At 66.3% G+C, this 13,855-nt stretch carries 18 protein-coding genes and 1 tRNA gene; 10 read left to right on the top strand and 9 right to left on the bottom strand.

Going from position 1 to position 13,855, the window contains the following annotated elements; translation table 11 throughout:
• Window positions 1–38 precede the first annotated feature (38 nt).
• Entirely contained in the window at window positions 39–1,697 is a 1,659-nt protein-coding gene (argS, locus tag ACL03I_RS26015) for an arginine--tRNA ligase (protein ID WP_355073686.1), read from the bottom strand.
• Between the two features lie 92 nt (window positions 1,698–1,789).
• Here argS and ACL03I_RS26010 point away from each other — a divergent pair, with 92 nt between their 5' ends.
• The 3 genes from ACL03I_RS26010 to ACL03I_RS26000 all read left to right on the top strand — a co-directional run bounded on the left by ACL03I_RS26010 (window position 1,790) and on the right by ACL03I_RS26000 (window position 4,064).
• Complete coding sequence (locus ACL03I_RS26010) at window positions 1,790–2,710, top strand: DUF3105 domain-containing protein (RefSeq protein ID WP_397280197.1); 921 nt, start codon at window positions 1,790–1,792, stop codon at window positions 2,708–2,710.
• 539 nt (window positions 2,711–3,249) lie between these two features.
• Entirely contained in the window at window positions 3,250–3,885 is a 636-nt protein-coding gene (locus tag ACL03I_RS26005; protein ID WP_062976440.1) for a DUF305 domain-containing protein, read from the top strand.
• 106 nt (window positions 3,886–3,991) lie between these two features.
• A tRNA-Arg gene (locus ACL03I_RS26000) sits at window positions 3,992–4,064 on the top strand.
• 121 nt (window positions 4,065–4,185) lie between these two features.
• Here the strand turns inward: ACL03I_RS26000 and ACL03I_RS25995 are convergent.
• From ACL03I_RS25995 to ACL03I_RS25985, 3 genes are all read right to left on the bottom strand, one after another.
• Window positions 4,186–4,443, bottom strand: a complete 258-nt coding sequence (locus tag ACL03I_RS25995; protein ID WP_412807163.1) for a Txe/YoeB family addiction module toxin — start codon at window positions 4,441–4,443, stop codon at window positions 4,186–4,188.
• A complete protein-coding gene (locus ACL03I_RS25990) occupies window positions 4,440–4,760 on the bottom strand; it encodes a type II toxin-antitoxin system Phd/YefM family antitoxin (RefSeq protein ID WP_412807162.1) in 321 nt (106 codons plus the stop codon). Before ACL03I_RS25990 ends, ACL03I_RS25995 begins: the two co-directional genes overlap by 4 nt.
• 148 nt (window positions 4,761–4,908) lie before the next feature.
• Window positions 4,909–5,325, bottom strand: a complete 417-nt coding sequence (locus ACL03I_RS25985) for a hypothetical protein (protein ID WP_412807161.1) — start codon at window positions 5,323–5,325, stop codon at window positions 4,909–4,911.
• Between the two features lie 60 nt (window positions 5,326–5,385).
• Here ACL03I_RS25985 and ACL03I_RS25980 point away from each other — a divergent pair, with 60 nt between their 5' ends.
• The gene (locus ACL03I_RS25980) at window positions 5,386–6,396 is read left to right on the top strand and encodes an asparagine synthase-related protein (protein WP_412807169.1); all 1,011 of its coding nucleotides are present in this window, start codon (window positions 5,386–5,388) and stop codon (window positions 6,394–6,396) included.
• Here ACL03I_RS25980 and ACL03I_RS25975 read toward each other — a convergent pair.
• Complete coding sequence (locus ACL03I_RS25975) at window positions 6,393–6,635, bottom strand: type II toxin-antitoxin system Phd/YefM family antitoxin (RefSeq protein ID WP_412807160.1); 243 nt, start codon at window positions 6,633–6,635, stop codon at window positions 6,393–6,395. The genes ACL03I_RS25980 and ACL03I_RS25975 overlap by 4 nt on opposite strands.
• A gap of 108 nt (window positions 6,636–6,743) precedes the next feature.
• Here ACL03I_RS25975 and ACL03I_RS25970 point away from each other — a divergent pair, with 108 nt between their 5' ends.
• Complete coding sequence (locus ACL03I_RS25970; protein WP_412807159.1) at window positions 6,744–7,682, top strand: extracellular catalytic domain type 1 short-chain-length polyhydroxyalkanoate depolymerase; 939 nt, start codon at window positions 6,744–6,746, stop codon at window positions 7,680–7,682.
• A 192-nt stretch (window positions 7,683–7,874) separates the two neighbouring features.
• Here ACL03I_RS25970 and ACL03I_RS25965 read toward each other — a convergent pair whose 3' ends face one another.
• Together ACL03I_RS25965 and ACL03I_RS25960 are read right to left on the bottom strand one after the other, a co-directional pair.
• Window positions 7,875–8,081, bottom strand: coding sequence for a DUF397 domain-containing protein (locus ACL03I_RS25965; RefSeq protein WP_355073680.1), 207 nt, complete (start codon window positions 8,079–8,081; stop codon window positions 7,875–7,877).
• Complete coding sequence (locus ACL03I_RS25960; RefSeq protein WP_412807158.1) at window positions 8,071–8,973, bottom strand: helix-turn-helix domain-containing protein; 903 nt, start codon at window positions 8,971–8,973, stop codon at window positions 8,071–8,073. Before ACL03I_RS25960 ends, ACL03I_RS25965 begins: the two co-directional genes overlap by 11 nt.
• A 158-nt stretch (window positions 8,974–9,131) precedes the next feature.
• On the opposite strand from ACL03I_RS25960, the gene ACL03I_RS25955 reads away from it, so the two are divergent.
• The 3 genes from ACL03I_RS25955 to ACL03I_RS25945 all read left to right on the top strand — a co-directional run bounded on the left by ACL03I_RS25955 (window position 9,132) and on the right by ACL03I_RS25945 (window position 10,470).
• Window positions 9,132–9,416 carry a DprA-like winged helix domain-containing protein gene (locus ACL03I_RS25955; RefSeq protein WP_412807168.1) on the top strand — a complete coding sequence of 95 codons (285 nt, stop codon included), beginning with the start codon at window positions 9,132–9,134 and terminating at the stop codon, window positions 9,414–9,416.
• The gene (locus ACL03I_RS25950) at window positions 9,394–9,678 is read left to right on the top strand and encodes a hypothetical protein (protein ID WP_412807157.1); all 285 of its coding nucleotides are present in this window, start codon (window positions 9,394–9,396) and stop codon (window positions 9,676–9,678) included. Before ACL03I_RS25955 ends, ACL03I_RS25950 begins: the two co-directional genes overlap by 23 nt.
• Window positions 9,679–9,921: 243 nt before the next feature.
• Entirely contained in the window at window positions 9,922–10,470 is a 549-nt protein-coding gene (locus ACL03I_RS25945; RefSeq protein ID WP_412807156.1) for a L,D-transpeptidase family protein, read from the top strand.
• Window positions 10,471–10,719: 249 nt separating this feature from the next.
• Here ACL03I_RS25945 and ACL03I_RS25940 read toward each other — a convergent pair whose 3' ends face one another.
• A complete protein-coding gene (locus ACL03I_RS25940; RefSeq protein ID WP_355073675.1) occupies window positions 10,720–11,403 on the bottom strand; it encodes a hypothetical protein in 684 nt (227 codons plus the stop codon).
• Between the two features lie 136 nt (window positions 11,404–11,539).
• Window positions 11,540–11,962: a hypothetical protein gene (locus tag ACL03I_RS25935; protein ID WP_355073673.1), complete on the bottom strand. Its 423-nt coding sequence runs from the start codon at window positions 11,960–11,962 to the stop codon at window positions 11,540–11,542.
• A 140-nt stretch (window positions 11,963–12,102) separates the two neighbouring features.
• Here ACL03I_RS25935 and ACL03I_RS25930 point away from each other — a divergent pair, with 140 nt between their 5' ends.
• Window positions 12,103–12,504, top strand: a complete 402-nt coding sequence (locus tag ACL03I_RS25930; RefSeq protein WP_355073672.1) for a nuclear transport factor 2 family protein — start codon at window positions 12,103–12,105, stop codon at window positions 12,502–12,504.
• Window positions 12,505–12,866: 362 nt separating this feature from the next.
• Window positions 12,867–13,721 carry an Rv0361 family membrane protein gene (locus ACL03I_RS39565; protein WP_459561388.1) on the top strand — a complete coding sequence of 285 codons (855 nt, stop codon included), beginning with the start codon at window positions 12,867–12,869 and terminating at the stop codon, window positions 13,719–13,721.
• The last annotated feature ends 134 nt before the right edge of the window (window positions 13,722–13,855 follow it).

Here is a 13,855-nt window from a genome sequence, read left to right as displayed (position 1 = left end):
CAACTTCGCTTCCTTCCTCGCTCTGGTCGACCGGACGGTCACATGCGCTCCGGCGCGCTGACGCCGAGCAGGCCCAAGCCGTTGGCCAAGACCTGGCGCGTGGCGTTGACCAGAGCGAGCCTGGCCGCGTTCGTCGGCGAGACGGGATCGTCGCCGAGCGGCAGGACGCGCAGGTTCTTGTTGGTCTGGAAACGGTGGTACGCGCCGGCCAATTCCTCCAGGTAGCGGGCTACCCGATGCGGTTCGCGCAAGCTCGCCGCACCGCTCACCACGCGCGGGTATTCGCCGAGGGTGCGGATCAGCTCGCCTTCCTCGTCGGCCGACAGCAGCGCGAGGTCGGCGGCGACGGAGTCGTAATCGAACTCGGCGGCGTTGCGCGCGATGGACGCGGTCCGCGCGTGCGCGTACTGCACGTAGTAGACCGGGTTCTCGTTGCTCTGACTGGCCCACAGGTTCAGATCGATGTCGATGCTCGAGTTCACCGACGAACGCACCAGCGAGTACCGCGCCGCGTCCACGCCGATCGCCTCGACCAGGTCGTCGAGGGTGACCACGGTCCCAGCGCGCTTGCTCATCTTCACCGCGACGCCGTCACGCAGCAGGTTCACCATCTGCCCGATCAGCACCTCGACCGTGGCCGGGTCGTCGCCGAACGCGGCCGCGGCGGCCTTCAGCCTGCCGATGTAACCGTGGTGGTCGGCGCCGAGCATGTAGATGCACAGGTCGAAGCCGCGGGCCCGCTTGTCCTGGAAGTAGGCGATGTCGCCCGCGATGTAGGCGGCTTTGCCGTCGCTCTTGATGACCACCCGGTCCTGGTCGTCACCGTATTCCGAGCTGGCGATCCACCAGGCGCCGTCCTTTTCGTACAGGTCGCCGGAGTTCTTCAGCCGCTCCACGGCCTGCTCGACCGCGCCGGAGGCGAACAGCGAACTCTCGTTGAAGTAGACGTCGAAATCGGTGCCGAATTCGTGCAACGACTCCCTGATGTGCGCGAACATCAGCTCGACGCCCTCGGCACGGAACAGCTCGAGGCGCTCGGCCTCCGGCTTGCTCAGCACGTCCGGGGTGGCGGCCACGATCTTGTCGGCGATCTCGCCGATGTAGGCGCCCGCGTACCCGTTCTCCGGGGTCGGCGCGCCGGTGGCGGCCGCCGCCAGGGAGGCGGCGAACCGATCGATCTGCGCGCCGTGGTCGTTGAAGTAGTACTCGCGCACCACGTCCGCGCCCTGCGCGGCCAGGATGCGGCCAAGCGCGTCGCCGACCGAGGCCCACCGGGTGCCGCCCAGATGCACGGGACCGGTCGGGTTGGCCGAGACGAACTCGAGGTTGATCCGGGTGCCCTTCAGGGTCTCGGCGGTGCCGTACGCGGCGCCCGCGGCGAGCACCCGCTCGATGATCGCGCCCTGCGCGGAGGCCGCGAGACGGATGTTCAGGAAGCCGGGTCCGGCGACCTCGGCGGCGGCGACGCCGTCGGCGGCGGCCAGCGCGTCGGCCAGCCAGGTGGCCAGATCACGCGGCTTGGTTCCGGCGCGCTTGGCCACCTGCATCGCGACATTCGTGGCATAGTCGCCGTGTTCGGGGTTGCGGGGACGCTCCACGGTGACCTCGTCGGGCAGGACCGCGGGGTCCAGTCCACGTTCGACAAGCACCTTCGCCGCGGTAGAGCGAAGGAGATCTGCAAGGTCAGCTGGAGTCACGAGTCTCTATCCTATGGTCTTGGCGGGTGTGCACCTCGGGTGGGCACTGCGCAGCCAGCGGATCCATCCACGTCGAAAGAGCACACTGAGCGATGCCTAGCAGTCCCAGCGCCAAATCGGCCAAGGCCGCCAAGGCCGCGGCGAAGTTGTCGGCTCCCCGCAAGCGGGGCGGGCAAGGACAGCTTCCGAAGAAGAATCGCCAGGTTCCCTGGTTGGCCATCGGCGCGGCCGTAGTAATCATCGCATTGATCGGCGCGCTGGCTTACAGCCTGGTCCCCAAGTACCGGGAGAAGGCCGACCTGGAGAAGTACACGCCGAGCGCGCAGAAGAAGGACCCGTCCGACGGGATCGCGGGCGTGGTGAAGAAGGAATACCCCGCCGGGCTGCACATCAACTCCAGCCAGCGCGTGGCCTACGACCAGGCTCCGCCGTTCGGCGGCCCGCACGACCAGTCGTGGGCGACCTGCACCGGCGTGGTCTACAACAAGCCGATCCGGGTGGAGAACGCGGTGCACTCGCTCGAGCACGGCGCGGTGTGGATCACCTACAACCCGGACAAGGTGAACGCCGACGGCATCGCGACGCTGAAGGCGAAGGTCGAGGGCAAGCCGTACACGTTGATGTCGCCCTACCCCGGCCTCGACTCCGCCGTCTCCTTGCAGTCCTGGGGGCACCAGTTGAAGCTGGACAGCCCCGACGACAAGCGCGTCGGCCAGTTCATCACAGCTCTGCGGCTGAACAACTACACCTATCCCGAGGTCGGCGCGGACTGCTCGACGATCGTCTTCGACACCGACAACCCGCCGCCGTTCGATCCCACGCCGCCCGGACCCGACGCGGTGCCGATGGACGGCAAGGGCTTGCAGCAGGACCAGACCGAACTCGGCGGCATGCCCGGTGGTCTGCCCGGCGTGCCCGGCGTGCCGGGTCTTCCCGGACTTCCGGGTGTGCCCGGCGCTCCGGTGCCCGCGCAGCCCGCGCCCGCGCAGCCCGCTCCTGGCGCGGGGCAGTAGTGGCCGGCGATCAGGGAGGCGTCGAGTCCGGGGGGCGCGAAGCATCCGCCGGTTCCGGCGCTCCTGAAGTCACCGCGTCCGGCACTCACGACGCCATCGGACCCGACGGTCGCAAGGCGCGCGGATCCGGCAATCGCAAAACCGCTGGGTCCGGGGATCGCGCCGCGTCCGCAGGGTCCGGCACTCCCGAATCCGCCGATCGCAGCGCCACCGGGTCCAGCGAACCGACGACAGCCGCCGGCACCGGAGTCACCGAGTCCGGCGATCTCCAAGCCGCCGGCTCCGGCGATCGGGCAACAGCCGCAGGGTCCGGTATCGAGGAAGCCAGCAGGCCCGAGAGTGTCGGATCCTCGAGATCGGGCGATCGAAGGGCACACGTCGAATCCGACAGCGAAGCATCCGCCCGGTCCTCCTCGCCCGAAGCACCTGCCGGATCGGGCGATCGCCGAGCTACCACATCCGAACGCGAAGCATCTGACGGATCCGATGACCGCGAAGCATCCGGCGTCGGCGGACAGTTCCGCCGCCAGCGCACCGCGCTGCTGATCCTCGGCATCATCGGCGCGATCCTGATCGGCTTCGCGATCGGCGTGCTGGCCCGGATTCCGCTGAACGGTTCCACGGAGCCGGACCCGGGCCCGGTGGACGTCGGTTTCAGTCAGGACATGTCGGCGCACCACGCCCAAGCCGTCGAAATGGCGGGCGTGCTGCTGGTTCGCTCCACCGACACCGAGGTACGCCGCCTGGCCTACGACATCCTCACCACCCAGCAGAGCCAGATCGGACGCATGCAGGGCTGGTTGCAGCTGTGGGGCGAGCCCGCGCAGAGCGTCGACGGGTTCATGGGCTGGATGACCGAGCCGATGGGCGGCCACGATCATTCCGGTGCCGACATGCCACACCACTCCGGGCCGGTGTCCACCATGCCCGGCATGGCCACCCCCGCCGAACTCGCCGCGCTCCGCCAGGCCACCAGCCCCAAGCTGGACACGATGTTCCTGCAGCTCATGCTGCGTCATCACCAGGGAGGGTTGTCGATGATCGACTACGCCGCCCAGCACGCCGACACCACGGCGGTGCGCACCCTCGCCGAAACCATGGCCACCACCCAACGCGGCGAATCCGACCTGATGACCACCATGCTCACCGCCCGGGGCGCCGCCCCCCTCCCCTGACCCGAAACCCCGCCGCCGTCCGCCCTTTTTGGCGGACGGCCGCCGATACGATAGGCTGACCCAGCCCGATCGGACCGCCATCCCGGCCCCGACCGAGCCCTATCCCGCCCTCGTAGCTCAGGGGATAGAGCGTCTGCCTCCGGAGCAGAAGGCCGCAGGTTCGAATCCTGCCGAGGGCACAACGCGAAGGCCCCTGACCAGCCGGTCAGGGGCCTTTCTCGTTAACAGTCTCAACCTCATGGGCGAGAAGTGCTCAGTCGACGCTACGACAGATGGGCTGCCCGTCGTCGCGCGGTCCGATTACTCGTAGTGATAGCGGCAGGAGATGATCACGACCGCATCGTCCTCGATCGCGTACACGATCCGGTGTTCCTGGGTGATGCGGCGCGACCAGTAGCCAGCCAGGGTGTGCTTCAACGCTTCCGGCTTACCGATGCCTTCGTAGCCGTTACGTTTGATGTCCTCGATGAGGGTATTGATCCGGCGCAAGATACGCTTGTCGTTGCCGAGCCACCACTGGTAGTCGCCCCAAGCGGAATCGGTGAATGTCAGTTTCACTCGGCCACCCTGCGACGGGATGCATTGCGCTCGGGGGTAACTTCTTCGTCGTCTTCGTGCTCACCTGGGTCCGCCAGTTCCCGAGGTGTGGCACCGCCGCCCCGATGTTCCGCTATTGAACGTTCGAGATGTCGCGCATTAGCCGGATTACCGAGAAGGTACGCGGTCTCCTTCAGCGCTTGGTATTCACTCAGGGCGACCACCACGGCAGGTTCGTGCCCGGCACGGGTGATCACCACTTCTTCTAGGTCTTCGGTGGCGCTGTCGAGAACCGATGCGAGGTTCGCTCGCGCCTCGGTGTAGTTCATCGGCTTCATATTCCCAATGTACAGGATCCTGTACAGACAGGAACCGCAGTTATTCGGATCACCGATAGCGCGTTCGCAGCTACGCATCTCGATGGAGGGCGACCACGCGGCAGCGTCGTGCGAGCAGTCGACCGGGTGGCCCCGCGGGCCGGGGCTCCTACCATCGAGCCGCCCACGGCCGCCGGACCTTCCCCTTCTCGGTCTTCGTCCCGTCCTGCTCGAGCGCCGACACGAGGTCGTCCAGGTGCTTGCGTGAGCTTCTGTACCGGGAGCCCGCCGTACCGTTCTCGCAGGGGCGCGAGGTTGTACCGGTATCCCGCCGGCGTCGTGCGCCGAGCCCAATGCAGGCTGCCAGCCAGTCTTGACAGACCTCCTCAACCGTCACGTCCTTGCGCGGTACGAAACGCCGGACGCGGCTTCCGCCATGAACTTCGGGGTCCACGTCGTAGCCGACGCAGCGGCGCAGGTTCTGAATCCACCGGTCGACCAGCGGGTTGCGGGGTGAGCCGTCCGAGCACAGCTTGCCCTCGGCGTCCTTCGCGCCGTCTTGGTTGATCGACCCGTAGGACGGCATGGTGAGCGTGACCGGCGACCGGCATCGCCTCATCTACACGACACAACTGGAACGGTGGATATGACCGACGCAAACCGCCTGGCCCCGCAGACTTCCGAACCGCTCGAGTTCGTCACCGACCTGCTTGGAGACATCGGACGCCCTCGACTCGACTTGCGAACACTCACCGATCCACGCGAGGCCGCTCACCTCATTGCCAAAGAAACTCGGTCGCGGATCACTGCCGTTCTCGACAAGTTCGGAGGAACGCCGATCGTGCTGCTGAGCGGCGGCGTCGATTCGATCTACGTCACAGCCGTCGCGGTCGCACTCGGCGCGAAACCGACAGCGGTCACGATCTTGACCGAAGGCCAATCGGACGAACGGAACGCAGCAGCCGCGGCCGCAGCCCTCGGCCTAAGGCATGACCTCATCCGCCTGACACCACAAGAGATCAGCCAACTGGCTCGTGACACTATGCGGCGACTTGGCACGTCGGAACTCTGGGAGGTAACCGCAGGCATCCCGATACTCGCCGCTCGTAGAAGCTTCGACAAGATCGCACAACTTGGCCCGATCTTGAACGGTAGCGGCGCGGATGCAATCCTCGGTGGCGGCAAGCGACTCACCCATCCAGTGGCGTCGCTCGACGCGAGGGACGAGCTCGACCGAATCATTCGAACGGAGTCAGCCGCGAACTTCAGATATGACCGGCTCGTTCCACACTTCTATCCAGCGCTGCTGGATGAGTATGCCGATCGGCTTGTTCATGTATTCCAGACGGTGCGGTGGTGGCAGATCGCCGAACGATTGGCTCCCCCAGCACTTTTCGGATCGCGCGACGGTATGACTGTTGACAAACTCGCCCTCCGCTTGGCGTGTGAAGAAGAGCTTCCACCAGGAGTGAAGCACCTTGCCTGGGCAGTGAAGTCGCCAATCCAGCGTTCATCCGGCCTAATGTCCGTCCTCGCGACTGCCGCCCGGTCGTACGCCGCCAACCTTCCAGGAGCACGGACCTACTCAGATCCCATGACCGAGGACGCCGAAGCCGTAGCAACACGCTTGTACCTCTCGATCCTGGAGAACAGCTAGCGGCACCGCTCCAAGATTCGCCCACGAGGTTCCGCTGTAGAGCGCTCGAGGTGTCGCGCGTCAGCTGGGTTGCCGAGAGGGTACGCGGTCTCCTTCAGCGCTCGATATTCGCTCAGGGCGACCACCACGACAGGTTCGCGCCCGGTACGTGTGATCACCACTTCTTCCAGATCCTCGGCGGCGCTGTCGAGAACCGATGCGAGGTTCGCTCGCGCCTCGGTGTAGTTCATCGCCTTCATGCTCGTAAGGTACGAGATCCTGTGCAGATGGCGCCGAAGTTATTCGGATCACCGATGCGGCCGCATCAGTGGGTGGTCTCGCGGTGCCGGGGCTCCTACCATCGAGCCGTGCTGAGATCGTTGGCCGCCATCGTCGTCGGCGCGGCCCTAGTCATGACCGCCGCCTGCGCGCATTCGCGTGCCAGTGGACCCGATGATCCGCACCGCGTCCTGGACTACGCGGGCGCGCAACGCCACTACCTCATCCACCGTCCGGCGGGTTCACCGCAAGGCAGGCTCGCGGCGGTTCTGGTCTTCCACGGTGGTGGCGGTAGCGCCGGGTACATGGCGAACAAGAGCGGTTTCGATCGGCTGGCCGACGCCAATGGATTCATCGCGGTCTACCCCGAGGGGATCGGCAGGTCATGGAACGACGGCCGGGGTGCCGACACACGCGCGGGCGCAGCGGATGTCGATGATGTCGGGTTCGTCTCGGCGCTGATCGACCACCTGGTCGCCGCCGACGAGGTCGATCCGGCTCGGGTGTATGCCACCGGGATGTCCAACGGGGGCATGTTCACCCAGCATCTGGGGTGTCACCTGAGCGCCAAGCTGGCCGCGATCGCGCCGGTGGCTGGTCCACTTCCCACCGCGGACGAGACGAACTGCGCACTCGCGCATCCACTTCCGGTGCTGGAGATCCATGGCACCGCCGATCCGATCGTCCCGTACGAAGGCGGTGTCGTGCGGGTGACGTCGGGCAATCACGGCCGCACGGGCACCGGCCCGGTCTTGTCGGTGGCGGCCACGCAACAACTGTGGCGCGGGAAGAACGGCTGTCCACCGCCGAACGCCAGTGAGTTGCCCGCACGCGGCGACGACGGGACCTCAGTAAAGATCGAGACGGCGCTGTGCCCGGACGATGTCGGCGTCGTCCTCTACACGGTCACCAACGGTGGCCACACCTGGCCGGGCGGCGAGCAGTATCTCCCCAAGGCGTTGGTCGGCGCGGTGAGCCGCCAATTCGATGCTTCGGAGATCATCTGGCAGTTCTTCGCCGCCCACTGAATGGGTCGCGGGACACACCTGATTCGAATCGACAGGACGCTGGTACGGGCGCGGATGCCGAGAACTCCCGGTGGTCGACACCCGATCGCCCGTCTTTCCAGCACCGGGATTGCAGGCACTTCGAATGCTAGCCGCTGCAATGATTACGAGCCCCGGGCTTTGCCCGAGGCTCGTGGTCGGCTGCGGTGACTCCTATGGTCGGACGAACTCGCCGTCGGCCACACCTGCGGTGAAGGTGTCCCACTCGCCGGGGGCGAAGACCAGCGCCGGGCCCATCGGGTTCTTCGAGTCGCGGACGCCGACCAGGCCTCCGGCCAGATAGGCGACCTCGACGCAGTCTGCTCCACCTTGGCTGCGGCTCGACTTGAACCAGCGCGCTCCGGATAAGTCAACGTTCACAATCGAACTCCCTTGCTATCTGTCGCATCAGGTCGCGGCTCGGGCGGGCGTCTGGACTAGCCCGCCGAAGCAGCGCAAATGCCTCCCGAAATTTCAGCACATCCACTCGTCCTTCAAGGTACGCGCTGCCGGTGTAGTTCTCGCAGTAGACGATGGGCGGCTCCGTCAGCTTGCCGCGAACATCCTGAGCGAAGTCCAAGATGGTGAAAGGCGGTAGGGCTGCTCCGAGCGGAAGTCCGGTATGGAACGGCAGAATTCGGATTTCGACATTTTCGAGTGCGCACATATCCGCGATATGTCGTGACTGTGCGGCCATCACGCGCCGATTGCCGACTACAGTGCGCAGCACAGCTTCGTGCAGTACGAAAGATGCTCTGGTGGGCTGACGCGAGCGTGTGAGGAGGCGCTGCCTCTGAGCACGAACCTGGATACGACGCTCCAATTCTTCTTCACTGTCGTTTGTGAAATAGAGCCGGTCGATAGCCCGTGTGTAGTCCGGAGTTTGCAGCAGGCCAGGTATCAGTAAGGGCTGGTATGTCGCCAATGCTTCTGCGCCCGCTTCCAACCCGACGTACAGGTTGAACCACGCCGGGATCAGATCTCCGTAGGTGTGCCACCACGACTTCGCGGGTGTCTGCTCCGCGAGTCCCGTGGCGACGGCGGTCCTCTCCTCGTTGAGCCCATAGATCTCGCAGAGCCCTGACACGTCCCGAGTCCTGACCCTGTCCGTCGAGCCGCGCTCCAGGCGGCTCAACGTCGACTTGTGCCACTCCATCAAGGAGGCAGCCCGTTCCAGCGTGAATCCAGCTCCTTCACGCGCCTCCCTCAGATATCGGCCGAGTTGCCTACGCGGCAGTGTGCTGCCCGTTTCGTCCGCCTGACCGTCTGTCATGCACGCTCCCCTGTCGTTGCATTCCGAGGTTGCTGTCAGTTGCAATACGCGCCGATCGTAGGCGGCGTTGCACAACGCGATCTGGCGATTTGCGCGAGTTTGCCGACCTGATTTCGTTGTCGCGCCTGGATATCGGCTTCCCGCACATCCTCTGCCCCATGGCATCGCACCCCCGACTCAGCAAGGCTCAGTCCGCCGTGCTGGCGGCACTCGCGCCGGGCGGAATCCTGTCCGTGGACTCGCTGGTGAGAACGGCGAATGCGTCCGGAAGGCGAACTCGCCGCGCACTACTACGCCTCGAGGCGGCCGGCCTGGTCGTGCACACCGGAATGGCCGGCCGCAGTGGATACCAGATCACTGCCAGCGGTCGTCGGGTGCTCTCGAGCGATACCGCTGACTCCTCGCGCGGGAGGATGACCATTGCACAGCACGACATTTGGTGACCACACCGTCCTCTGGCGGATCGCGCGCGGGTCGCAGATCGCGATCGAGTCGCTCATCGACCATGCCGCTGGGGCCCCGGCCTACCGGATGAGGATGGACGGCTCGATAATCGACATCCCCAACGGCGACCCCGGCATGATCTACTTCGGCGAAGGAGCGGACCGCCCCGACCTGGCCCAGGTACGCGAGTGGTTCCCGAAACTCTTCGACCTCTGGGACACGGTGAGAACTCAGTACTGGCAGGCCATAACCCCGAGATGATGATGACGAGTGGCACACCATCGAGAGGTCTACTCGACATTTGCCGCAGCCGTGTGCCACTCGTGGCTCGTCTACATAGGAGGGTGAATGGGATTGGATGGGAGTGGGGGGCGGCGAGGCCGGGTTGTGGTGGGCGGGCTCGTGGCCGTTGCCGTGGTGCTGGGGGGTGTGTTGTGGGCTGTGGCCGGTAGAGAGCGGCCGCCCTTCGATGTGGATGCGGTTCCGGGGAGTCAAGTTATCTGGGTGAGTGCGGCGGCGGGGGCCGACCGGGGGACGTTGGAGCTGTGGCAGCGGGGGCGGTTCCGGCGGTGGGAGCGGACGCTTGCTGTGCCCGCTTGGGTTGGTGCGGAGGGGATTTCGCGGGAGGCCAGAGAAGGGGCGGCATATACGCCGGAGGGCACCTTTCCGTTGACCGAAGGATTCGGCCGGGTGCCTGCCGTGGGCGCGAAACTTCCCTACCTTTCGGTCGATCCGTCCAATACCTGGTGGTGGGTGTCCGACACCGAAAGCCCGCTGTACAACCAGAAGTATCGGTGCGCCGAGGGTGAATGCCCGTTCGACCCCGCCCTCAGCGAGAATCTCGGGCGAACCGAACCGCAGTACGACTATGCGCTGGTCATCGACTACAACCGCTTTCCGGTCGTGCCGGGGCGGGGCTCCGCGTTCTTCGTCCACGTCGATGTCGGCAGGCCGACAGCAGGGTGTGTCGCGGTCGGCGACGACGTCATGCGGACGTTGCTGGCCACCCTCGAACCGTCGCGGAAACCGGTTATCGACATACACGCGAGGTGAACGCCCGACCAGCAGGCCGTTGTCCGCGGCCGACTCGGCCGCGACGTTCCGGCACTCGGCCGAACAGAATGACATCCGCTCGCGTTCGCGCTGCGCGACCAGCTGGGTGCCTACCGCCTGCAACGCAGCCCACCGACAGTCGTGGCATGACACGTGGACGCGTGCCGCCAATGCCGCCGTCATATAAGAAAAGGCCCCCGTAGTCGGGAGCCCTTCTCGGATGGTTGGGTGCCGTGTGCGGCGCGACGTTTACGGCAGGGGTTCGGTGGGTTTGTCGGTGGATGTGAGGACGCCCGCGTTGGTGAGGTATGTGAAGGCGGGGGCCGTGAAGCCGGGCTGGAGGAAGTAGAAGTGCGCCTTGGTGACGGCGCCGTTCTCGGCGGCGTCGCAGAGGGCGTGCAGGGCGGTGGGGTCGACGGTGAGGGCGGTGAGTTTGCCCGCCTCGTAATCCATCTCCACCCACTTCGCGTGAATGGCGGCGCTCATGACGCTGCCGGTGAAGTCCTCCCGGTCGGAGGCGGCGCTGAGGCCGAGTTCGAGGCCGTCGTCCAGCTCGGTCGGCGTGTGCTGCCAGCGGCCGAACTCCCACCAGCGCACGAAGCTGACCGGGCCCTGGACGCCGCCGGGCAGCTTCGTGGTCGGTTCCACGGACCGCACCCAGGCGGGCGCCGCGGCCAGCGGATCGTAGGAGGTTCCGGCGACCTCGTTGTCCTCGTCCCTCCCGAATAGCAGCGCGCGGTCACCGGCATATCTGACCAGCGAGAACCAATTGCCCTCACCGTCGTCGTTGATCAGCCGGCCGCCTTCCACTCTGGCCGTCTGCCCGATCTCCTGTCCGCTCGCGGCCCGATCGGTGTGCGTTGCGCAGGTGATCACGTCCAAGACGGTCACGCGCGCCCACAGCACCTCGGGATGCGGCAACTGAAATCCCATGCCGGGCAACGTATCACCGGCCCCTTACGGCGACAACCGGGCCGGCAATCGACGGGACAACCCATTCGGGCCGCGGCGCGCTGGACAGCAAACCTGGTTGGCAGCGATCCCGCAGATATGGGCAGGGCAGGCAAATTCACGGCAATGAGCCCGGCTCGGGTCGCGCGACATTCCCGCGTGACGATCGAGCCGATTCCGGTCCGGATTGTCCGGTATCCCGCGGACGCAGCGCATAGGCGGGAACCAACTGGTCGCGCACCTGCAGATCCGGACGTCCGTCGGCGAACTGGATGCTGTAGTTCACCCGGCCCATCCAATCGCCGTCGACGGTGGGCAACCAGTGCGTCAGGGTTCCGGGTCGCTCGCCGCGCATGATTACCCCGGCGCCGTTCACATGGCGCGGCGTCCCTGGATCGCGGACCAGGATCGCGTCCAGCCGTACCCAGACCGGGCGCGGCGGGTAGGTCAGCGTCCGGTAGTAGTGGCCGGTCCGGTTCGGGTAGACCAGCTCGGGTTCCGTTCCTTCGGTTCGCGGCGTTTCATCGCTTATCGAACCCATGTTCGAATGTTAGCCGGACATATGCGGCAAGCACCAGGCAACCCGGCCCGAATCGGGCGGCATGACGACGGCCACAGTGCCATCAGCGCTCGGCTTCTAGTATGTTCGTTCTAGAACGATCATATTAGAAGGAGAACGACATGTCGGCGAAGTTCGAGGTGGTCAAGGGTTTCTACGCCGCGACGCAGACCGGTGACGGACCGGCGATCCTGGCGCTGCTGCATCCGGAGTTCGAAGCGCGAACCGCACCGGGCATGCCGTGCGACGCGGGCGGCGCCTTCCACGGGCCGATCGCGGCGATGACGGGTATCTGGGGACCGGTCGCGCGAGATTTCGACACCGCGCCGTACGACGAGACGTGGCAGGAGACAACCGACGGCACCGTCGTGGTGACCGGGCATTATCGCGGCGCGGCGCGCGCCACCGGCCGCGAGTACGAAGCGGAGTTCGTGCACCTGTGGCAGGTCGACGATGACGGGCGCATCACGCGCCTGCACCAGTACACCGACACCGCACGCTGGCACGCCGCATTGGACGCCTGACGCCGCGAGTGCCGACCTCGCGCAAGAACCCGGATCACGGGCCGATTGCTGTTCCGCCGACACCCGCGCCGACAGCCCGGACGCGACGCCTGCACCGGATCGCATCAAGAGCCGAGCACCCTCCCGCCCACACCCACACACCCCGAACACGACACCAGCACCGGACCACACCAAGAGCCGAGCACCCTCCCCCCGACACCCACGCAGCACGCAGACGACACCTGCGCCGGACCGGATCGGGAGCCGAGCGCCGCCTGGCCGCTCCACACCTGACCGAACGATCCGGTCTGGTTTGGTTTCCGGTCACCCGGGCACGCCCTTGCCGTAGCGATGCAGGCACCGGGGGCAGACCGGAGGACGACATGGCTAATCCACCGGGCGGGCAACCGCCGGATGACCGACCGTTGCAGCCGCAACAGCCGCCCCCTGGCTCCCCGCCGCCTGAACCTGAGCAACCCCTTCCGCCGCCGGAGCCGTTGCAACCCTCCCCGCCACCCGGTCCGGGGCAACCCCCTTCACCGACGGGTCCAGGGCAACCCTCCCCGCCACCCGGTCCGGGGCAACCGCCTTCACCGCCGGGTCCGGGGCAACCCCCTTCACCGCCCGAACCCGGGCGCCCCTTCCCACCACCCGGTCCGGGACAACCCTTTCCACCACCCGGTCCCGGACAACCGTTCCCACCACCCGGACCGGGTTATCCACCGCCCGGGCCCGGTTATCCGCCACCCGGCTACGCGCCCGGCGGATACCCACCACAGCCCAGAAAGAGCCACACCGGCCTGATCGCCGGCTTGGTGGTGATAGTCGTGCTGGTGATCGCCGGCGCGCTGATCGCCGGGATCTTCTTGACCACGCAGGGCAAAGGTCCGCTCGCCTCGGACGAGAAGAAGATCGAGCTCGCGATCCGCGACTTCTACGAGACTCTCGACAGGCGCGGCTTCCGCGCGGCGGCCGAACAGGCGTGCGCCCGCGAACGCGCCGCGTTCGAGGCGATGACCGAGAGCGAGAAGAAGGAATTCGACAGCACCTCGGTTTCAGTCACCATCGATAGGATCGACGACATCGTCGTCACCGGGGACACCGCGACCGCGAAGGTCACCGGCAAACTCACCGTCGCGGTGCCGGGCGAGCAGCCCGATACCGAAACCAGCACGACCGAGCATCTGAAGAAAGAAGACGGCAAGTGGAAGGTCTGCTCCCCGGAGGGCACGCGCTGATCACATGCACCCACGCATGAGTTGCTGCGGCCCCAGCCGCAGGACCGTCCTCGGCGCGCTCGGCCTCGCCGCTCTGCTCCCTCTTGCCGGTCGACCGAAACCGGTTCGCGCTCAACCGAATACGATCATCGCGA

This window comes from Nocardia sichangensis (genome assembly GCF_047200615.1).
Classification (GTDB): Bacteria; Actinomycetota; Actinomycetes; order Mycobacteriales; family Mycobacteriaceae; genus Nocardia; species Nocardia sichangensis.
The sequence above is the reverse complement of the archived record's forward strand: the minus strand, read 5'-3'. Positions and strand labels throughout refer to the sequence as shown.

What these genes read in the sequence shown, in the direction of transcription:
- ACL03I_RS26010 (WP_397280197.1), top strand. Translation starts at nt 1,790, where the DNA reads ATGCCTAGCAGTCCCAGCGCCAAATCGGCCAAGGCCGCCAAGGCCGCG.
- ACL03I_RS25990 (WP_412807162.1), bottom strand. Translation starts at nt 4,760, where the DNA reads ATGAAGCCGATGAACTACACCGAGGCGCGAGCGAACCTCGCATCGGTT.
- ACL03I_RS25985 (WP_412807161.1), bottom strand. Translation starts at nt 5,325, where the DNA reads ATGCCGTCCTACGGGTCGATCAACCAAGACGGCGCGAAGGACGCCGAG.
- ACL03I_RS25980 (WP_412807169.1), top strand. Translation starts at nt 5,386, where the DNA reads ATGACCGACGCAAACCGCCTGGCCCCGCAGACTTCCGAACCGCTCGAG.
- ACL03I_RS25975 (WP_412807160.1), bottom strand. Translation starts at nt 6,635, where the DNA reads ATGAAGGCGATGAACTACACCGAGGCGCGAGCGAACCTCGCATCGGTT.
- ACL03I_RS25960 (WP_412807158.1), bottom strand. Translation starts at nt 8,973, where the DNA reads ATGACAGACGGTCAGGCGGACGAAACGGGCAGCACACTGCCGCGTAGG.
- ACL03I_RS25955 (WP_412807168.1), top strand. Translation starts at nt 9,132, where the DNA reads ATGGCATCGCACCCCCGACTCAGCAAGGCTCAGTCCGCCGTGCTGGCG.
- ACL03I_RS25940 (WP_355073675.1), bottom strand. Translation starts at nt 11,403, where the DNA reads ATGGGATTTCAGTTGCCGCATCCCGAGGTGCTGTGGGCGCGCGTGACC.
- ACL03I_RS25935 (WP_355073673.1), bottom strand. Translation starts at nt 11,962, where the DNA reads ATGGGTTCGATAAGCGATGAAACGCCGCGAACCGAAGGAACGGAACCC.
- ACL03I_RS25930 (WP_355073672.1), top strand. Translation starts at nt 12,103, where the DNA reads ATGTCGGCGAAGTTCGAGGTGGTCAAGGGTTTCTACGCCGCGACGCAG.
- ACL03I_RS39565 (WP_459561388.1), top strand. Translation starts at nt 12,867, where the DNA reads ATGGCTAATCCACCGGGCGGGCAACCGCCGGATGACCGACCGTTGCAG.